We start from the raw sequence: 15,428 nt of genomic DNA on the forward strand, positions 1-15,428 counted from the left end.
TGAGGACCCAACCGTTCGATGAACCCGATTTCCCTCTTTTGCATCCTCGCCGGCGTGACGCTGAACGCCGGCGCGCAGTTGCTGCTCAAGGCCGGCACCAATGCCGTTGGACACTTCGAATTCACCCGTGCGAACATCCTGCCCATCGGCTGGCGGCTCGCCACCCAGCCGCCGATCGTGGGCGGCCTCGTGTGCTATGTGGTCAGCCTGGTCGTGTGGGTGGTAGGGCTGTCGCGGGTGGACGTGTCGATCGCTTATCCGATGCTCTCGCTCGGCTACGTCGTCAACGCGTTCGCCGCGTGGTATCTGTTCGGCGAAGTGCTGTCGGTGCAGAAGCTGATCGGCATCGGCATCATCCTGATCGGCGTGTTCGTGGTGGCGCGCAGCTAACCAGGAGGCGACCGCGGCAGCGCATCGCCGAACAAGCTCCGTTGCGGTTTGTCGTGCATTGCGTTTTGCGTTCCACGAGTAAAACCTGAAAACCCGCCAGGCATGACCCTACTATTGCGTGCAGTTACCCTTTTTCAGCGCAGGCTTGGGTTTGCGCGTAGTTTGTGGTTTACTTCGCGCCCTTTTCGTTTTGCGCCCTTATCAATCGAGCGAAGCATTCATGAGCCAGTCAACAGTCCCGTTTTTGCCGTTTGTCAAACCTGAGATCGATGAGGAAACGATCGAGGGCGTCGCCGACGTGCTGCGCTCCGGCTGGATCACCACCGGCCCGCAGAACCAGAAATTCGAAGCGGCGCTGTCCGAATTCTGCGGCGGCCGTCCGGTGCGCACGTTCAACTCCGGCACGGCGACGCTCGAAATCGGGCTGCGCATCGCCGGCGTGGCCGCGGGCGACGAAGTCATCACGACGCCGGCAACGTGGGTCTCGACCAGCAACGTGATCCTCGAAATCGGCGCGACGCCCGTGTTCGTCGACATCGACCCGCTCACGCGCAACATCGACCTCGACCTGCTCGAAAAAGCCATCACGCCGCGCACCAGGGCGCTGCTGCCGGTGTATCTGTCCGGCCTGCCGGTGGATATCGACCGGCTCTACGCGATCGCCCGCGCCCACGGGCTGCGCGTGATCGAGGACGCCGCGCAGGCGTTCGGCTCTACGTGGCGCGGCGAGCGCATCGGCAAGCTTGGCGACATCGTGTCGTTCAGCTTCCATGCGAACAAGAACCTGACCTCGATCGAAGGCGGCGCACTGGTGCTGAACAACGAGGAAGAGGCCGTGCTGGCCCAGAAGTACCGGCTGCAAGGCATCACCCGCACGGGCTTTGACGGGATGGACTGCGATGTGCTCGGCGGCAAGTACAACCTGACGGACGTCGCCGCGCGCGTCGGCCTCGGCCAGCTTGCACACCTGGAGCGCTTTCTCGCGCAGCGCAGGAAGCTCGCACACGCCTACTTTGCGGGCTTCGAAGGCGCAGCGGCGGTGAAACTGGGCGTCGGCCTGCCGTGGCCGGACTTCGAGAACAGCAACTGGCACATGTTCCAGATCACGTTGCCGCTCGAGAAACTGTCGCTCGACCGCGCCGGCTTCATGAGCCAGTTGAAGGAGCGCGGCATCGGTTCAGGCGTGCACTACCCGGCCATCCATCTGTTCACGCTGTATCGCGCGCTCGGCTATAAGGAAGGCATGTACCCGCACGCAGAGCGCTTCGGCGCGAGCACCGTCACGTTGCCGCTCTTCACGCTGATGAACGAAGGCGACGTGCAGCGCGTGTGCCGCGCAGTCAACGAAATTTGCGAACAATACGGAAAATAAGCGGAAATGAGTTATTCGGAACATCGCGCCGCGGCGCCGGAAGTGTCGATCATCATTCCCGTGTTCAACGAGGAAGCCGGGCTGGCCGCGCTCTTCACGCGCCTGTATCCCGCACTCGACGCACTCGGCACCGGTTATGAAGTCATTTTCATCAACGACGGCAGCCGCGACAGATCCGCCGCCCTGCTCGCCGAGCAGTTCCGCGCGCGCCCGGACACGACCCGCGTGATCCTGCTGAACGGCAATTACGGGCAGCACATGGCGATTCTCGCGGGCTTCGAGCAATCGCGCGGCGAGATCGTCATCACGCTCGACGCCGACCTGCAGAATCCGCCGGAGGAAATCGGCAAGCTGGTGTCGAAGATGCGCGAAGGCTACGACTACGTCGGCACGATTCGGCTGCAACGCCAGGACAGCCTGTGGCGCCGCAAGGCATCGCGCGCGATGAACCGGCTGCGCGAGCGCATCACCCGCATCAAGATGACCGACCAGGGCTGCATGCTGCGTGCGTATAGCCGGCACATCATCGACACGATCAATCGCTGCGGCGAGATCAACACGTTCATTCCGGCGCTCGCGTACACGTTCGCGCAGAATCCGGTGGAAATCGAAGTCGCGCACGAAGAGCGCTTCGCCGGCGAATCGAAGTACTCGCTGTACTCGCTGATCCGCCTGAACTTCGACCTCGTGACCGGCTTCTCGGTGGTGCCGCTGCAATGGCTGTCGTTCATCGGCGTGATTCTGTCGCTCGGTTCGGCGGCGCTGTTCGTGCTGCTGCTGATTCGCCGCTTCATCATCGGCGCGGAGGTGCAAGGTGTGTTCACGCTGTTCGCCATCACCTTCTTCCTGCTCGGCGTGATCATTTTCGCGCTCGGCCTGCTGGGCGAATACATCGGCCGCATTTATCAGCAGGTGCGCGCGCGGCCGCGCTATCTGGTGCAGACCATTCTCGAACAGCGCGACGGCACGACCTTCGCCGAAACGCCGCGCCAGGCCGTGGTACAAGCCGTGCACGCGGGGCCGATGGCCGATCCCGGGCCCACGCCATGAAGCCGCGCGCTATCGTATTCGCGTATCACAACGTCGGGGTGCGCTGCCTGCAGGTGCTGCTCGCGCGCGGGGTCGACGTCACGCTGGTCGTCACCCACGAAGACAACCCGAACGAGAACATCTGGTTCGCCAGCGTCGCGTCGGTCGCCGCCGAGCACGGCATCCCGGTCGTGACGCCCGGCGATCCGCAGAGCCCGGCGCTGCGTGCCGCGCTCAGCGCCGAGCGGCCGGACTTCATCTTTTCGTTCTATTACCGCCACATGCTGCCGGTCGACTTGCTCGCGCTCGCCGCACGGGGCGCGTACAACATGCACGGCTCCCTGCTGCCGAAGTACCGCGGCCGCGTGCCGACCAACTGGGCGGTGATCCACGGCGAAACCGAGACCGGTGCGACTTTGCACGAGATGGCCGCCAAGCCCGACGCGGGTGCGATCGTCGCGCAAACGCCGGTGCCGATCCTGCCCGACGACACGGCCGCGCAAGTGTTCGACAAGGTCACGGTCGCCGCCGAGCAGACCCTGTGGCGCGTGCTGCCGGCCTTGCTGGCGGGCGAAGCGCCGCATCTGCCGAACGACCTCGCGCACGGCAGCTATTACGGGGGACGCAAGCCGGAAGACGGCCGGATCGACTGGACGCAGCCCGCGCAGCAGGTCTACAACCTGATCCGCGGAGTCGCGCCGCCCTACCCCGGCGCTTTCACCGAACTCGCAGGCCATCGTTTCGTCATCGCCCGCGCGCGCCTGACAGCGCCGGGCGCGCTACGCGCGGATTTGCCGCCGGGCCTGCACGTAAGCGATAATGCCGTTTTCGCGATCTGCGGCGACGGCCGCGCCATCGCCATCCACGAATTGCGGCACCAGCACGACGGCAGAGAAACTGTCGTCACCCCAGCCGAATTCTCCCAGCTCATCCCAATTCCCCGACATTCATGAAAAAAGTCCTGATTCTGGGTGTGAACGGCTTTATCGGCCATCACCTGTCCAAGCGCATTCTCGAAACGACCGATTGGGAAGTCTTCGGGATGGACATGCAGACCGAACGCCTGGGCGACCTCATCAATCATGAACGGATGCACTTCTTCGAAGGCGACATCACGATCAACAAGGAGTGGGTCGAGTATCACGTCAAGAAGTGCGATGTGATCCTGCCGCTCGTCGCGATCGCGACCCCGGCAACCTACGTCAAGCAGCCGCTGCGCGTGTTCGAGCTGGACTTCGAGGCGAACCTGCCGATCGTGCGTTCGGCCGTCAAGTACGGCAAGCACCTGGTGTTTCCGTCGACCTCCGAGGTCTACGGCATGTGCACGGACGAGCAGTTCGATCCGGAAGAATCGCAGCTTTCGTACGGCCCGATCAACAAGCCGCGCTGGATCTACGCGTGCTCGAAACAGCTGATGGACCGCGTGATCTGGGGTTACGGCATGGAGGGGCTGAACTTCACGCTGTTCCGTCCGTTCAACTGGATCGGCCCGGGCCTCGACTCCATCTACACGCCGAAGGAAGGCAGCTCGCGCGTGGTCACGCAGTTCCTCGGCCATATCGTGCGCGGCGAGAACATCAGCCTCGTCGACGGCGGCGCGCAAAAACGCGCGTTCACGGATATCGACGACGGCATCGGCGCGCTGATGAAGATCATCGCGAACAAGGACGGCATCGCGACGGGCAAGATCTACAACATCGGCAACCCGACCAACAATTTCTCGGTGCGCGAACTCGCGCACAAGATGCTGACGCTCGCCGCCGAATTCCCGGAATACGCGGCGACGGCCAAACAGGTGCAGCTGGTGGAAACGTCGTCGGGCGCGTATTACGGCGCGGGCTACCAGGACGTGCAGAACCGTGTGCCGAAGATCGACAACACGATGCAGGAACTCGACTGGGCGCCGAAATCGACTTTCGACCAGGCGCTGCGCAAGATTTTCGAAGCGTATCGCGGCCATGTCGGCGAAGCGCGCGCACTCGTCGAACAGCAATAAGGGCTGATCCTTGGCTCGTATCGTCCTGAAGATCGACGTCGACACGCTGCGCGGCACCCGCGAAGGCGTGCCGAATCTCGCGCGCATCTTCGACCGCTTCAAGGCCCGCGCCACGTTCCTTTTCAGCCTCGGCCCCGACCACACCGGTTGGGCGATGCGCCGCGTGCTGCGGCCGGGCTTTCTCAAGAAGGTGTCGCGCACCTCGGTGGTCGAGCACTACGGGCTCAAGCAGTTGATGTACGGCGTGCTGCTGCCGGGTCCCGATATCGGCGCGAAGGCGGCCGCCGAGATGCGTGCGATCCACGAAGCCGGCTTCGAATGCGGCATTCATACGTGGGATCACGTGTACTGGCAGGACAACGTGCGCTCGAAAGACCGCGCGTGGACTACCGCGCAGATGCAGAAGAGCCACGAGCGTTTCGTCGAAGTGTTCGGCGCCCCGCCGGTCACGCACGGCGCGGCGGGCTGGCAGATGAACGCGCACGCATTCGAGCAGATCGACGCGTGGGGCATGCGCTTTGCGTCCGACGGGCGAGGTCACTCGCCGTATCTGCCGGTTGTAGACGGCAGGACGCTCACCCATGTGCAGATGCCCACCACGCTGCCCACGCTCGACGAAGTGCTCGGCGTGGACGGCGTCGACGAGCGCAGCGTCGCGCAGTGGCTGCTCAGGCACACCGCCAACAATCCGCACGACCAGGTGTTCACGCTCCACGCCGAACTGGAAGGTCAAAAGCTCGCGCCGATCTTCGAACAACTGCTGGAAGGCTGGCGCGCGCAAGGCCATACCTTCGCGACCATGGGTGATTACTACGCCACGCTAGACCGCAGCTCGCTGCCATCGTACCCTGTTACATGGGGTGAGATTCCAGGGCGCTCCGGCGAGCTGATCGTCCAGCCTTGACTGGCCGGCCAAAGGCCCACCCTAACGAGCCGGCCACCGCGCAGGATCACGCCGTCCACGTGCCGACCTCCCCGCAAGCCTCGATGCCAGGCCGACGCCGCAGCAGCAGTCCGGCGTCGGCCATAACAACCGGAGAACCTCGTGTCTATCGCAGTCGATCAACCCATCCCCGACTTCACCGCCCCCGCTACCGGCGGCGAAATCACGCTGTCCAGGCTGCGGGGCAAGAAGGTGGTGCTGTACTTTTATCCGAAGGACAACACCCCAGGCTGCACGACGGAAGGTCTGCAATTCCGCGACCTGTATCCGAAGTTCCGGAAGGCCGGCGCGGAAATCGTTGGCGTGTCGCGCGACAGCCTGCGCTCGCATGACAATTTCAAGGCCAAGCTCGAACTGCCCTTTCCGCTTGTCTCGGACCCGGAAGAACAGCTGTGCAAGCTCTTCGATGTCATCAAAATGAAGAAAATGTATGGCAAAGAAGTCCGGGGGATTGAACGCTCAACCTTCCTCATCGACGCCGATGGCGTGTTGCGCAACGAGTGGCGCGGCGTGAAGGTGCCCGGTCACGTCGACGACATTCTGGCGGCTGTACAAGCGCTCTGAGCCGCGTTATATTGGCCTGCAATGAGTGCCTGTCCACCCCACGTTTTTCTCCGCTGCGCCAGACCTGACGGTCGCTGTCCCGGCTTCACCGGGGCCGTGCGGGTCGTGAAGCGCAACGTGAGCACCGAAGGCGAGCCGCTTGCCCCGTACGCCGGGGCGGCGGCTTTTTTAATGGCGCGCAACCGTTCGTTCACTCGGCCGCGCACTTGCAAGGAGCCGATCGAAGACCAGGCGAACCGGCATCTCTAGACCGAATGCGCGCCTCCGGGCGCAAACTGCGTGCGCCTCCACTGGCACCGGCAGAATGCGACAGGCGGCGCACGATATGTGACCCGATAAATTCGAGGGAAACCATGCCTTTGCCTACTCCCCCCAGCAAGCTCGGCAATCTTCTGCCACCTGACGAATACAAGGCGAAACCGGCCGCGCCGGCGCGCTCCGCCGCGAAAAAACAGGCAAGCCCCGGGGAATCCGCCGAGTCGGCCGATTACGGCCGCGCGAACGTCGCAACGCCGATGTCGCATGCGGCCAATGCCGCCACCACGCTGCGGACCGTGCCGGTTTCGTCGTCCGCCGCGGCCGACGCGTCCTCCGCACAAGCCGCCCCCACGCGTGACACAGGGACCACCCGCCGTCGATCGAAGCAGACCGCCGCGCTATTGCAGCCCGTGCAGCCCCTGCAGCCGGTCCCGGCGGCTCATCCGCAAAGCGAACCCGCGGCTGCCCCGCAGCCGGCGGTCGCACGCGCGCCCGGTACCAAACAGCCCGCAGCCGACACACCCGTTGCCGCCGCGCCGGCCGCGCGGGGCACAAGCAGGAAACGCAGCACGGCCGGCGAGCCGGTCGAAGTCCAAAAGCTCTTTGTGCTCGACACCAATGTGCTGATGCACGATCCGAGCTGCCTGTTCCGTTTCGAGGAACACGACGTCTATCTGCCGATGATGACGTTGGAAGAGCTCGACAATCACAAGAAAGGCATGTCGGAAGTCGCGCGCAACGCTCGCCAGGTGAGCCGTACGCTCGACGCGCTGGTAGCGAACGCGGGCAACATGTCCGACGGCATTTCGCTCGCGCGCCTGGGCAGCCGCGAGGCGTCCGGGCGCCTGTATTTCCAGACCAGGCTCACCGCGATCGAGCCGGTCGAAGGTCTGCCCCAAGGCAAGGCCGACAACCAGATCCTCGGCGTAGTGCGCGCGCTGCAGCGTGACCGCGCCGATCGCCAGGTGGTGCTGGTGTCGAAAGACATCAACATGCGCATCAAGGCGCATGCGCTCGGCCTGCCCGCCGAAGATTACTTCAACGACCAGGTGCTGGAAGACAGCGACTTGCTGTATTCGGGCATCCGCGCGTTGCCGCAGGACTTCTGGACCCGGCACGCGAAGGGCATGGAGAGCTGGCAGGACACCAAGACCGGCACCACCTACTACCGCGTGACCGGGCCGCTGTGCGCATCGATGCTGGTCAACGAATTCGTTTATCTGGAGCCGCAAAACGGCGAGCCCACGTTTCATGCGCTGGTGCGCGAGTTGAACGGCAAGACGGCGCTGCTGCAAACGCTACGCGACTACGGCCACCACAAGAACAACGTGTGGGGGATCACCGCGCGCAACCGCGAGCAGAACTTCGCACTGAACCTGTTGATGAATCCGGAAATCGACTTCGTCACGCTGCTGGGCCAGGCCGGCACCGGCAAGACGCTGGTCGCGCTCGCCGCCGGCCTCGCGCAGGTGCTCGACGACAAGCGCTACAACGAAATCATCGTGACGCGTGCCACAGTGCCGGTCGGCGAAGACATCGGCTTTCTGCCGGGCACGGAAGAGGAAAAGATGCAGCCGTGGATGGGTGCGTTCGACGACAACCTCGAAGTCCTGCAAAAGACCGACGACGCCGCCGGCGAATGGGGCCGTGCCGCGACTCAGGAATTGATCCGCTCGCGCCTGAAGGTCAAGAGCATGAATTTCATGCGCGGTCGTACGTTCGTGGACAAGTATCTGATCATCGACGAGGCGCAGAACCTGACGCCAAAGCAGATGAAAACGCTGGTCACGCGCGCGGGCCCCGGCACGAAGATCATCTGTCTGGGCAATATCGCGCAGATCGATACGCCTTACCTGACCGAAGGCAGTTCCGGTTTGACGTATGTGGTCGACCGCTTCAAAGGCTGGGCGCACAGCGGGCATGTCACGCTGGCGCGCGGCGAGCGCTCGCGACTTGCTGATTACGCGTCGGAAATTCTTTAAGTTCCAGCCGGTTAGCTGCTGCAGCAGGCCGCGCCCGGGCTTCCCGGGTGCGGCTTTTTTAATCCGCGTCCCGCTGAGGCAACACTTAGCGCATGGACTTCAAGTAATTTATCAACAATTCTTGCCGCGGCTATGGCGTGCGGGCTACCATCCGGGGATCGTCCGCCCGAAAACGAGCGCTCAGCGCTCGCCTCGCCTCTCAATGCGCCGACTCGCGTTTTCGCTGCTGCCCGTCCTGCTGCTCGCCGCCTGCGCCGGCGCGCCGCAGAAGAGCTCGCGCGGTTCCGGCAACTCGATCGTGGTGGCGAACGGTGCGTATCGGGAGCCGCCGCCGGGTTTGCCGCATTTCGTCGACCACAGCATCGGCCGCGAAGAAATCTCGATTCAGGCGATGAGCCTCGTCGGTGTTCCATACCGTTGGGGAGGTAATACGCCCGATAGCGGTTTCGATTGCAGCGGATTGGTTCGCTATGTCGTGCTGCGCGCGGCATCGGTGAACCTGCCGCGCACCACCGCCGAGATGAGCGGACGCGGCGAGACGATCGAACCGGATGAGATCGCGCCCGGCGACCTGATTTTCTTCAATACGACCGGACGCGCGCACTCGCACGTCGGCATCTACGTAGGCAAGCTGCGCTTCGTCAATGCGCCGTCTACTGGCGGCACGGTGCGGCTCGACTATCTGACCAATCCCTATTGGGCGAAGCGCTTCGACGGCATCCGCCGCATGGCTGGGCCGGCCGCCGCCCCCGCGCCGTTCGATACGCCCAGCTATCAGGCTGCAGCGCCGCAGTCGCCCGAACCGGTTGGGCGCGTGACGCGCTCGGCGCCCGCCTATGCCGGCGCCGGCGGGATGGCCGCCGCGCGGGCAAGCGAGCCGTCCTCGGCAGGCGCGGGAGTCGGTGACGCCCGCTCCACTGGCTACACGGCCGGGTCGCCGCAATCGCAATGGCCCTCTCAGCAGCAAGCAGTCCGGGTTGCAACGATGCGCGAGGCATCGTCGAGCATGGCCTCGCGGGCGACTTCGGCCGCGGGTCTGGCTACCGCAGGCGCGCCGACAGCGCAAGCCGATCCCTTCGAACCACCGCCGCCCGGCATGAGCGCCGCGCAGATGCAGGCGCGCGCGGCCGGCGCTGTCGCGCCGATCGTAGCGCCAGCCGCTCAGGCAAGCGCGTACGCCCCCGGGGCCGCGGCATCCGGACAAACCGCAACGGCCGCCAGTGCCGCATCGCCAGGCGCAGCTACGCGCACGTCCGACGCGATCGACGCCGCCGCCGATGCGTTCGAGCCGCCGCCGCCCGCCTCCGTCGCCGCACGCCAGGCTAACGAGGCGCGGCAAGCCGATAGCAACGGCGGCGTGCAGATCATGCGAGCCTCGACATCGTCGCGAGGGTTGCCCCCGCCCACGCAGACCAACGACGATCCGATCGCCCGCTTCGCGAACGGCAACTTCTGAGCCGCTCGCTCCGCTTCGCTCCATTCAATCGGCCGTGTCGAAGGCACGGCACAGCGACACCGCCGATCTGCTATCGTCACCGATATTCTTCCGACACCGGGTGGCAACCATGGATCTTGGGCTGAAAGGCAAAGTCGTGTTGATCACGGGCGGCAGCAAGGGAATCGGTTTCGCCTGCGCGCGCGCGTTCGCTCAGGAAGGCGCGAAAGTCGCAATCGTTTCGCGCGATCCCGCCAATCTGGCGCGCGCGTACGAACAGTTGCAACAGGAAGGCCTGCACGTGCACCGCACTCGCGCCGATCTCCACGAACCGCACAGCGCCGCCGATATCGTCGAGGAAGTCGGCGCCGCGGTAGGCCCGATCGACGTGCTGATCAACAGCGCCGGCGCGGCGCGCCGCTATGACCCGGAGACGCTCGACGCCGAGGCGTTCAGGGCGACGATGGAAGCGAAGTATTTCCCGTACATCTATCCGCAGCAGGAAGTTCTGCGCCGCATGGCGGAACGCGCGAAGACGGGCGGCGGAGAGCCTGGCACGATCGTCAATATCATCGGCATGGGCGGCAAGATCGCGAGCGATATCCACATCGCCGGCGGCGCCGCGAATGCCGCGCTGATGCTCGCCACCGTCGGCCTCGCCCACTACTACGCGCGCTATGGCATCCGCATCAACGCCATCAATCCGGGCGCGACGCTGACCGAGCGCGTCGAGGAAGCGGTCAGGCTGGAAGCCGCGCAGCAAGGGATCGAGAACGCGGAAGCGCTGGCACGCGGGCAAGCCAGAGTACCGCTCGGACGCTATGCAAGACCGGAAGAAATCGCCGACGTCGCGCTGTTTCTGGCGAGCCGCCGCGCAAGTTACGTAACGGGCGCGATCGTCCCGATGGACGGCGGTAGTGCGCCGCTCATCTGATCGACGCGCGCCGGAGGACTGGCGCTGAAGCCTCGCTGCAGCCAGACTCCCGCGCGGGCGGCTGTTGACGCGTCAGCGCCGTCAGCGCGGCCCGCGGCGCTGCCCGCACTGGCGCACGCACTTACAGGAAATGGTGCCCAACCCACCAACCCGCCGCGGACAGCAGCGCGGAGGCCGGAATCGTCAGAATCCACGCCCACACGATGTTGCCGGCCACGCCCCAGCGCACCGCGCTGAGCTTCTGCGTCGCGCCGACACCGACGATCGCGCCGGTGATCGTATGCGTGGTTGACACTGGAATGCCGAGCCAGGAAGCGGTGAATAGCGTGATCGCTCCGCCGGACTCCGCACAGAAGCCGCCGACCGGCTTGAGCTTGGTGATCTTCTGGCCCATCGTGCGGACAATCCGCCAGCCGCCGAACAGCGTGCCCAGGCCCATCGACAGATAGCAGCCGCCAATCACCCACAGCGGGGGCGCGTCGGCAAGCGACGACGCAAAACCGGTTGCGATCAGCAGCATCCAGATGATACCGATGGTTTTCTGCGCGTCGTTACCGCCGTGCCCGAGGCTATACAAGCCGGCCGACACCAGTTGCAAACGGCGAAACCGCCGATCCACCTTGCTCGGCGGCGTGCGGAAGTAGAGCCACGACACCGCCAGCATGAAAAACGAGCCGAGCACGAACCCGAGCAGCGGCGAAATGAAAATGAAGGCCACCGTCTTCATCAGGCCGTCCATGTTGAGCGAACCCCAGCCCGACTTGGCGAGCGCCGCGCCCACGAGCCCGCCGATCAGCGCATGCGACGAGCTCGACGGAATGCCGTAGTGCCACGTGATGATGTTCCAGCCGATGGCCCCGAGCAGCGCGCCGAAAATCACGTAATGGTCGACGATGTTGGGGTCGATCGTGCCCCGCCCAACGGTCGCGGCCACTTTCAGGTGAAACACGAAATACGCAATGACATTGAACGCTGCCGCAAACGCCACCGCCTGCTGCGGTTTGAGCACGCCCGTCGAAACGACCGTGGCGATCGAATTCGCCGCGTCGTGAAAGCCGTTCATGAAGTCGAAAATGAGCGCGACGGCAACCAGGCCGGCGACGACCCAGATAGCAAGTTGTATCGAATGCATTATGCGTTTTCCAGCACGATGCCTTCGATGATGTTTGCGACGTCTTCACATTTGTCCGTGATCGTCTCGAGCAATTCGTAGATTGCCTTGAGCTTGATCAGGGTCTTGACGTTGTCCTCTTCCCGGAACAGTTTCGACATGGCCGAGCGCAGCACGCGGTCGGCTTCGGATTCCAGCCGGTCGATTTCTTCGCAGGCCTTCAGGATCTGGCTCGCCTGCTTCATGTCCGACAGCAGACTGACGGCGAACTGCACGCGCTCGGAAGTCGCAGTGCAGATGTGCGCGAGCTGGCTCGCTTCCGACGTCACCGAGCGCACGTCGTACAGCGAGATAGCGGTGGCGACGTCCTCCATCAGATCGAGGATGTCGTCCATCGTGGTAATCAGTTTGTGGATTTCATCGCGGTCGAGCGGCGTGATGAAGGTCTTGTGCAGCAGGTCGATGGTCTCGTGCGTGAGTTTGTCAGCGGCCTTCTCGGCCTTTTGCACGTTTTGCTTGTGGGTTTCCGCGTCCTGCAGATTGTCGATGAGCAGTTCGAGTTCGCGGCTCGCCGAGACTATGCACGTTGCGTGCGCATTGAAAATTTCAAAGAACTTGCCCTCGGTGGGCATGAATCGACCGAACATTGGGATCCCGAAAATTGGTCACTAATGGCTGACATAAAATCGCCACATTGTACCGTTGCGGGACCTGCGCCGCGCTTTGGAAAGCGCCGTTACAACAGGCGCCTATTTGGTGCTTTACTCGCCGTAGAAATTCTGAGCACCGGCAAAATTGTCGAACTTCGTGAATTGGCCGTGGAACGTGAGCCGAACCGGGCCAATCGGACCATTGCGCTGCTTGCCGATGATGATTTCCGCGGTACCCTTGTCAGGGCTGTCGGGGTTATAGACTTCATCGCGGTAAATGAACAGGATCACGTCCGCGTCCTGCTCGATTGCACCCGACTCGCGCAAGTCCGACATGATGGGCCGCTTGTTGGGACGCTGCTCGAGACCTCGGTTGAGCTGCGACAACGCGATCACCGGCACGTCGAGTTCCTTGGCGAGGCTCTTGAGCGAACGCGAGATTTCCGAAATCTCGGTCGCACGGTTTTCGCCGGTCGACGACCCGCTCATCAGTTGCAGATAATCGATGATGATCAACCCGAGCTTGCCGCATTGGCGCGACAGGCGCCGCGCGCGCGAGCGCAACTCCATTGGGTTGAGCCCACCCGTTTCGTCGATGAAAATCTGCGCCTCGCTCATTTTCTGCACCGCGTGCGTGAGCTTGGGCCAATCCTCGTCGGTCAGACGGCCGGTCCGCATGCGGTGCTGATCGAGCCGGCCAACCGAGCCGAGCATACGCATGGTGAGTTGCGAACCCGGCATTTCCATCGAGAACACAGCCACCGGCAGGCCATACTCGACCGCGACGTATTCGCCAATGTTCATCGAAAACGCGGTTTTACCCATCGACGGACGGCCCGCGACGATGATCAGCTCGCCACCGTGCATGCCCGAAGTCATGCGATCCAGATCGACAAAGCCGGTTGGCGTGCCCGTTACGTCGCTTGGATTGGCGGTGTGATACAGCGTGTCGATCCGCTCGACGACTTCTGTCAGCAATGGCCCGATCTCGAGGAAGCCTTGCGTGCCGCGCGCGCCGTCTTCGGCGATCGAAAAGACCTTCGATTCCGCTTCGTCCAGCAATTGCCGAACTTCCTTGCCCTGCGGGTTGAATGCGTCGGCGGAGATTTCGTCGGCGACGGAAACCAGCCGGCGCAACACCGCACGATCGCGCACGATCTCCGCATAGCGACGGATGTTGGCCGCGCTCGGCGTGTTCTGCGCCAGCGCGTTCAGGTAAGCCAGACCGCCAACCTCTTCCGCCTTGCCCGACGTGCCGAGCGCTTCATACACGGTGATCACGTCGGCCGGCCGTGTGGCCGCGATCAGCTTGCCGATGTGCTGGAAGATGATGCGGTGGTCGTAACGGTAAAAGTCACTCTGCGCGAGGAAGTCGGCGATGCGGTCCCATGCCGCGTTGTCGAGCAGCAAGCCGCCCAGCACCGATTGTTCGGCTTCGATCGAATGCGGCGGGACTTTGAGCGACTCGAGTTGGGGATCTTTGGACGGTGCGTTCATGGAGAGGAATTATCGGGTAATCGGGCGGCGGCGGCGAGCGGGAAAACGAAAACCCGTGAAAAAACGGCCACAAAAAAAGGCAGGGGCCGGTTACCCGGCCCCTGCCTTGCGCCAGTCACTTCCTGGCAGATACTACCTGACGCGCAGACGCGGTCGGCTTAGACGCAGTCGGCCTATACGTGCTCGCCGATCACAGCCACCGTTACATCGATCAGAACGTCGGTGTGCAGCGAAATCTGAACAGAGTGGTCGCCCACCATCTTCAGCGGGCCTTCCGGCAGGCGCACTTGCGCCTTTTCCACTGCGAAGCCTTGCTTGGCCAGCGCTTCAGCGATGTCGCCGTTGGTCACCGAACCGAACAGACGGCCGTCGACGCCCGCCTTTTGACCGATCTGAACCGTCGAGCCCGCCAGCTTTTCGCCTTGAGCCTGAGCCGTAGCCAGCTTTTCAGCGGCAACCTTTTCCAGCTCCGCGCGGCGCACTTCGAATTCAGCCAGGGCTTCCTTCGTTGCGCGGCGAGCTTGCTTGTTCGGGATCAGGAAGTTACGCGCGTAACCGTCCTTGACCTTCACGATATCGCCCAGGTTACCCAGATTGACGACTTTTTCCAGAAGAATGATTTGCATTCGGATGCTCCTTATCGCGTCGTCGGGTTAGGCCTTGTGCTGGTCGGTGTACGGCACCAGCGCGAGGAAACGTGCGCGCTTGATTGCCGTGTCCAACTGGCGTTGATAATGAGCCTTGGTACCCGTCAGACGCGCCGGCGTGATCTTGCCGTTTTCGCCGATGAAGTCCTTCAGCGTTTCGAGGTCCTTGTAGTCGATTTGATCGACGCCAGCGGCCGTGAAACGGCAGAACTTCTTGCGCTTGAAGAGCGGATTTTGTTGCTGACGACGCTTGTCGAATTTCTTACCAGTCGGGCGGGGCATGTTCAGTCCTTTCCAATGTCCTGCAATGCTGTGATGTGAAATACCAGAGTTCTTGCGTTGCGGTGCTTTTTTGCCAGAAAGCCCGTGAAGAGCGTTTCCACGCCCATTCGACAGCCTTCGAGCTTACCGCTCGCTTCGCCCGCGGCGACCGCTTGCATGGTCAGTTCGACTTGCCTGGCGATGCCGGCCTCGACGACTTCCGTGCAATGGTGCAACGTGCAGCCCGCAATCGGAACGCCGGCGGGGGTGTACCGCACCGGTTCGCGTTCGACGACGCTGGCCGTGAGTTGCAGCCGGTTCATGAAGCCTTTGGCGAGAACGCTTGTTCTGGTAGCTTA

16 protein-coding genes are annotated in these 15,428 nt (G+C 63.4%); 10 read left to right on the forward strand and 6 right to left on the reverse strand.

All coding sequences use genetic code 11. From position 1 onward, the window contains the following. Positions 1 to 18: 18 nt before the first annotated feature. The 10 genes from ABQJ48_RS02935 (at position 19) to ABQJ48_RS02980 (ending at position 10,903) form a co-directional block, all read left to right on the forward strand. Positions 19 to 390 (forward strand): SMR family transporter, encoded by a 372-nt coding sequence (locus ABQJ48_RS02935; protein WP_367835832.1) that lies wholly within the window; start codon positions 19 to 21, stop codon positions 388 to 390. 220 nt (positions 391 to 610) lie between these two features. Further along, on the forward strand, positions 611 to 1,762 hold the full coding sequence (locus tag ABQJ48_RS02940) for a DegT/DnrJ/EryC1/StrS family aminotransferase (protein WP_367835834.1): 1,152 nt from the start codon (positions 611 to 613) through the stop codon (positions 1,760 to 1,762). 6 nt (positions 1,763 to 1,768) lie between these two features. Further along, the gene (locus tag ABQJ48_RS02945; RefSeq protein WP_367835836.1) at positions 1,769 to 2,812 is read left to right on the forward strand and encodes a glycosyltransferase; all 1,044 of its coding nucleotides are present in this window, start codon (positions 1,769 to 1,771) and stop codon (positions 2,810 to 2,812) included. Further along, complete coding sequence (locus tag ABQJ48_RS02950) at positions 2,809 to 3,744, forward strand: formyltransferase (RefSeq protein WP_367835838.1); 936 nt, start codon at positions 2,809 to 2,811, stop codon at positions 3,742 to 3,744. Before ABQJ48_RS02945 ends, ABQJ48_RS02950 begins: the two co-directional genes overlap by 4 nt. Then, positions 3,741 to 4,787, forward strand: coding sequence for a bifunctional UDP-4-keto-pentose/UDP-xylose synthase (locus ABQJ48_RS02955; protein ID WP_367835840.1), 1,047 nt, complete (start codon positions 3,741 to 3,743; stop codon positions 4,785 to 4,787). The genes ABQJ48_RS02950 and ABQJ48_RS02955 overlap by 4 nt, the downstream gene beginning before the upstream one ends. Before the next feature lie 10 nt (positions 4,788 to 4,797). After that, positions 4,798 to 5,691: a polysaccharide deacetylase family protein gene (locus ABQJ48_RS02960; RefSeq protein ID WP_367835842.1), complete on the forward strand. Its 894-nt coding sequence runs from the start codon at positions 4,798 to 4,800 to the stop codon at positions 5,689 to 5,691. A 141-nt stretch (positions 5,692 to 5,832) separates the two neighbouring features. After that, positions 5,833 to 6,294, forward strand: a complete 462-nt coding sequence (locus ABQJ48_RS02965; protein ID WP_367835844.1) for a peroxiredoxin — start codon at positions 5,833 to 5,835, stop codon at positions 6,292 to 6,294. Between the two features lie 353 nt (positions 6,295 to 6,647). Beyond that, on the forward strand, positions 6,648 to 8,534 hold the full coding sequence (locus tag ABQJ48_RS02970) for a PhoH family protein (protein WP_367835845.1): 1,887 nt from the start codon (positions 6,648 to 6,650) through the stop codon (positions 8,532 to 8,534). A gap of 202 nt (positions 8,535 to 8,736) precedes the next feature. Beyond that, positions 8,737 to 9,990: a C40 family peptidase gene (locus ABQJ48_RS02975; RefSeq protein WP_367835846.1), complete on the forward strand. Its 1,254-nt coding sequence runs from the start codon at positions 8,737 to 8,739 to the stop codon at positions 9,988 to 9,990. Positions 9,991 to 10,099: 109 nt separating this feature from the next. Then, the gene (locus ABQJ48_RS02980) at positions 10,100 to 10,903 is read left to right on the forward strand and encodes an SDR family oxidoreductase (protein ID WP_367835847.1); all 804 of its coding nucleotides are present in this window, start codon (positions 10,100 to 10,102) and stop codon (positions 10,901 to 10,903) included. A gap of 121 nt (positions 10,904 to 11,024) precedes the next feature. On the opposite strand, the gene ABQJ48_RS02985 is transcribed toward ABQJ48_RS02980, so the two are convergent. The 6 genes from ABQJ48_RS02985 to priB all read right to left on the reverse strand — a co-directional run bounded on the left by ABQJ48_RS02985 (position 11,025) and on the right by priB (position 15,392). Beyond that, entirely contained in the window at positions 11,025 to 12,035 is a 1,011-nt protein-coding gene (locus ABQJ48_RS02985) for an inorganic phosphate transporter (RefSeq protein WP_367835849.1), read from the reverse strand. Further along, positions 12,035 to 12,661 (reverse strand): DUF47 domain-containing protein, encoded by a 627-nt coding sequence (locus tag ABQJ48_RS02990; protein WP_367835850.1) that lies wholly within the window; start codon positions 12,659 to 12,661, stop codon positions 12,035 to 12,037. Before ABQJ48_RS02990 ends, ABQJ48_RS02985 begins: the two co-directional genes overlap by 1 nt. 114 nt (positions 12,662 to 12,775) lie before the next feature. Further along, positions 12,776 to 14,161: a replicative DNA helicase gene (locus ABQJ48_RS02995; protein ID WP_367835852.1), complete on the reverse strand. Its 1,386-nt coding sequence runs from the start codon at positions 14,159 to 14,161 to the stop codon at positions 12,776 to 12,778. A gap of 173 nt (positions 14,162 to 14,334) precedes the next feature. Further along, positions 14,335 to 14,787 (reverse strand): 50S ribosomal protein L9, encoded by a 453-nt coding sequence (rplI, locus tag ABQJ48_RS03000; RefSeq protein ID WP_367835853.1) that lies wholly within the window; start codon positions 14,785 to 14,787, stop codon positions 14,335 to 14,337. A gap of 27 nt (positions 14,788 to 14,814) precedes the next feature. Beyond that, positions 14,815 to 15,090, reverse strand: a complete 276-nt coding sequence (rpsR, locus tag ABQJ48_RS03005) for a 30S ribosomal protein S18 (RefSeq protein WP_367835855.1) — start codon at positions 15,088 to 15,090, stop codon at positions 14,815 to 14,817. A gap of 2 nt (positions 15,091 to 15,092) precedes the next feature. Further along, positions 15,093 to 15,392 (reverse strand): primosomal replication protein N, encoded by a 300-nt coding sequence (gene priB / locus ABQJ48_RS03010; RefSeq protein ID WP_367835856.1) that lies wholly within the window; start codon positions 15,390 to 15,392, stop codon positions 15,093 to 15,095. Between the last annotated feature and the right edge of the window lie 36 nt (positions 15,393 to 15,428).

It is taken from the genome of Paraburkholderia suaedae, from assembly GCF_040812055.1.
Lineage (GTDB): Bacteria > Pseudomonadota > Gammaproteobacteria > Burkholderiales > Burkholderiaceae > Paraburkholderia.

Bases quoted from the DNA above. Each gene is read 5' to 3' on its own strand.
- ABQJ48_RS02935 (WP_367835832.1), top strand. From the start codon at position 19: ATGAACCCGATTTCCCTCTTTTGCATCCTCGCCGGCGTGACGCTGAAC.
- ABQJ48_RS02940 (WP_367835834.1), top strand. From the start codon at position 611: ATGAGCCAGTCAACAGTCCCGTTTTTGCCGTTTGTCAAACCTGAGATC.
- ABQJ48_RS02945 (WP_367835836.1), top strand. From the start codon at position 1,769: ATGAGTTATTCGGAACATCGCGCCGCGGCGCCGGAAGTGTCGATCATC.
- ABQJ48_RS02950 (WP_367835838.1), top strand. From the start codon at position 2,809: ATGAAGCCGCGCGCTATCGTATTCGCGTATCACAACGTCGGGGTGCGC.
- ABQJ48_RS02955 (WP_367835840.1), top strand. From the start codon at position 3,741: ATGAAAAAAGTCCTGATTCTGGGTGTGAACGGCTTTATCGGCCATCAC.
- ABQJ48_RS02970 (WP_367835845.1), top strand. From the start codon at position 6,648: ATGCCTTTGCCTACTCCCCCCAGCAAGCTCGGCAATCTTCTGCCACCT.
- ABQJ48_RS02975 (WP_367835846.1), top strand. From the start codon at position 8,737: ATGCGCCGACTCGCGTTTTCGCTGCTGCCCGTCCTGCTGCTCGCCGCC.
- ABQJ48_RS02980 (WP_367835847.1), top strand. From the start codon at position 10,100: ATGGATCTTGGGCTGAAAGGCAAAGTCGTGTTGATCACGGGCGGCAGC.
- ABQJ48_RS02985 (WP_367835849.1), bottom strand. From the start codon at position 12,035: ATGCATTCGATACAACTTGCTATCTGGGTCGTCGCCGGCCTGGTTGCC.
- ABQJ48_RS02990 (WP_367835850.1), bottom strand. From the start codon at position 12,661: ATGTTCGGTCGATTCATGCCCACCGAGGGCAAGTTCTTTGAAATTTTC.
- ABQJ48_RS02995 (WP_367835852.1), bottom strand. From the start codon at position 14,161: ATGAACGCACCGTCCAAAGATCCCCAACTCGAGTCGCTCAAAGTCCCG.
- rplI (WP_367835853.1), bottom strand. From the start codon at position 14,787: ATGCAAATCATTCTTCTGGAAAAAGTCGTCAATCTGGGTAACCTGGGC.
- rpsR (WP_367835855.1), bottom strand. From the start codon at position 15,090: ATGCCCCGCCCGACTGGTAAGAAATTCGACAAGCGTCGTCAGCAACAA.
- priB (WP_367835856.1), bottom strand. From the start codon at position 15,392: ATGAACCGGCTGCAACTCACGGCCAGCGTCGTCGAACGCGAACCGGTG.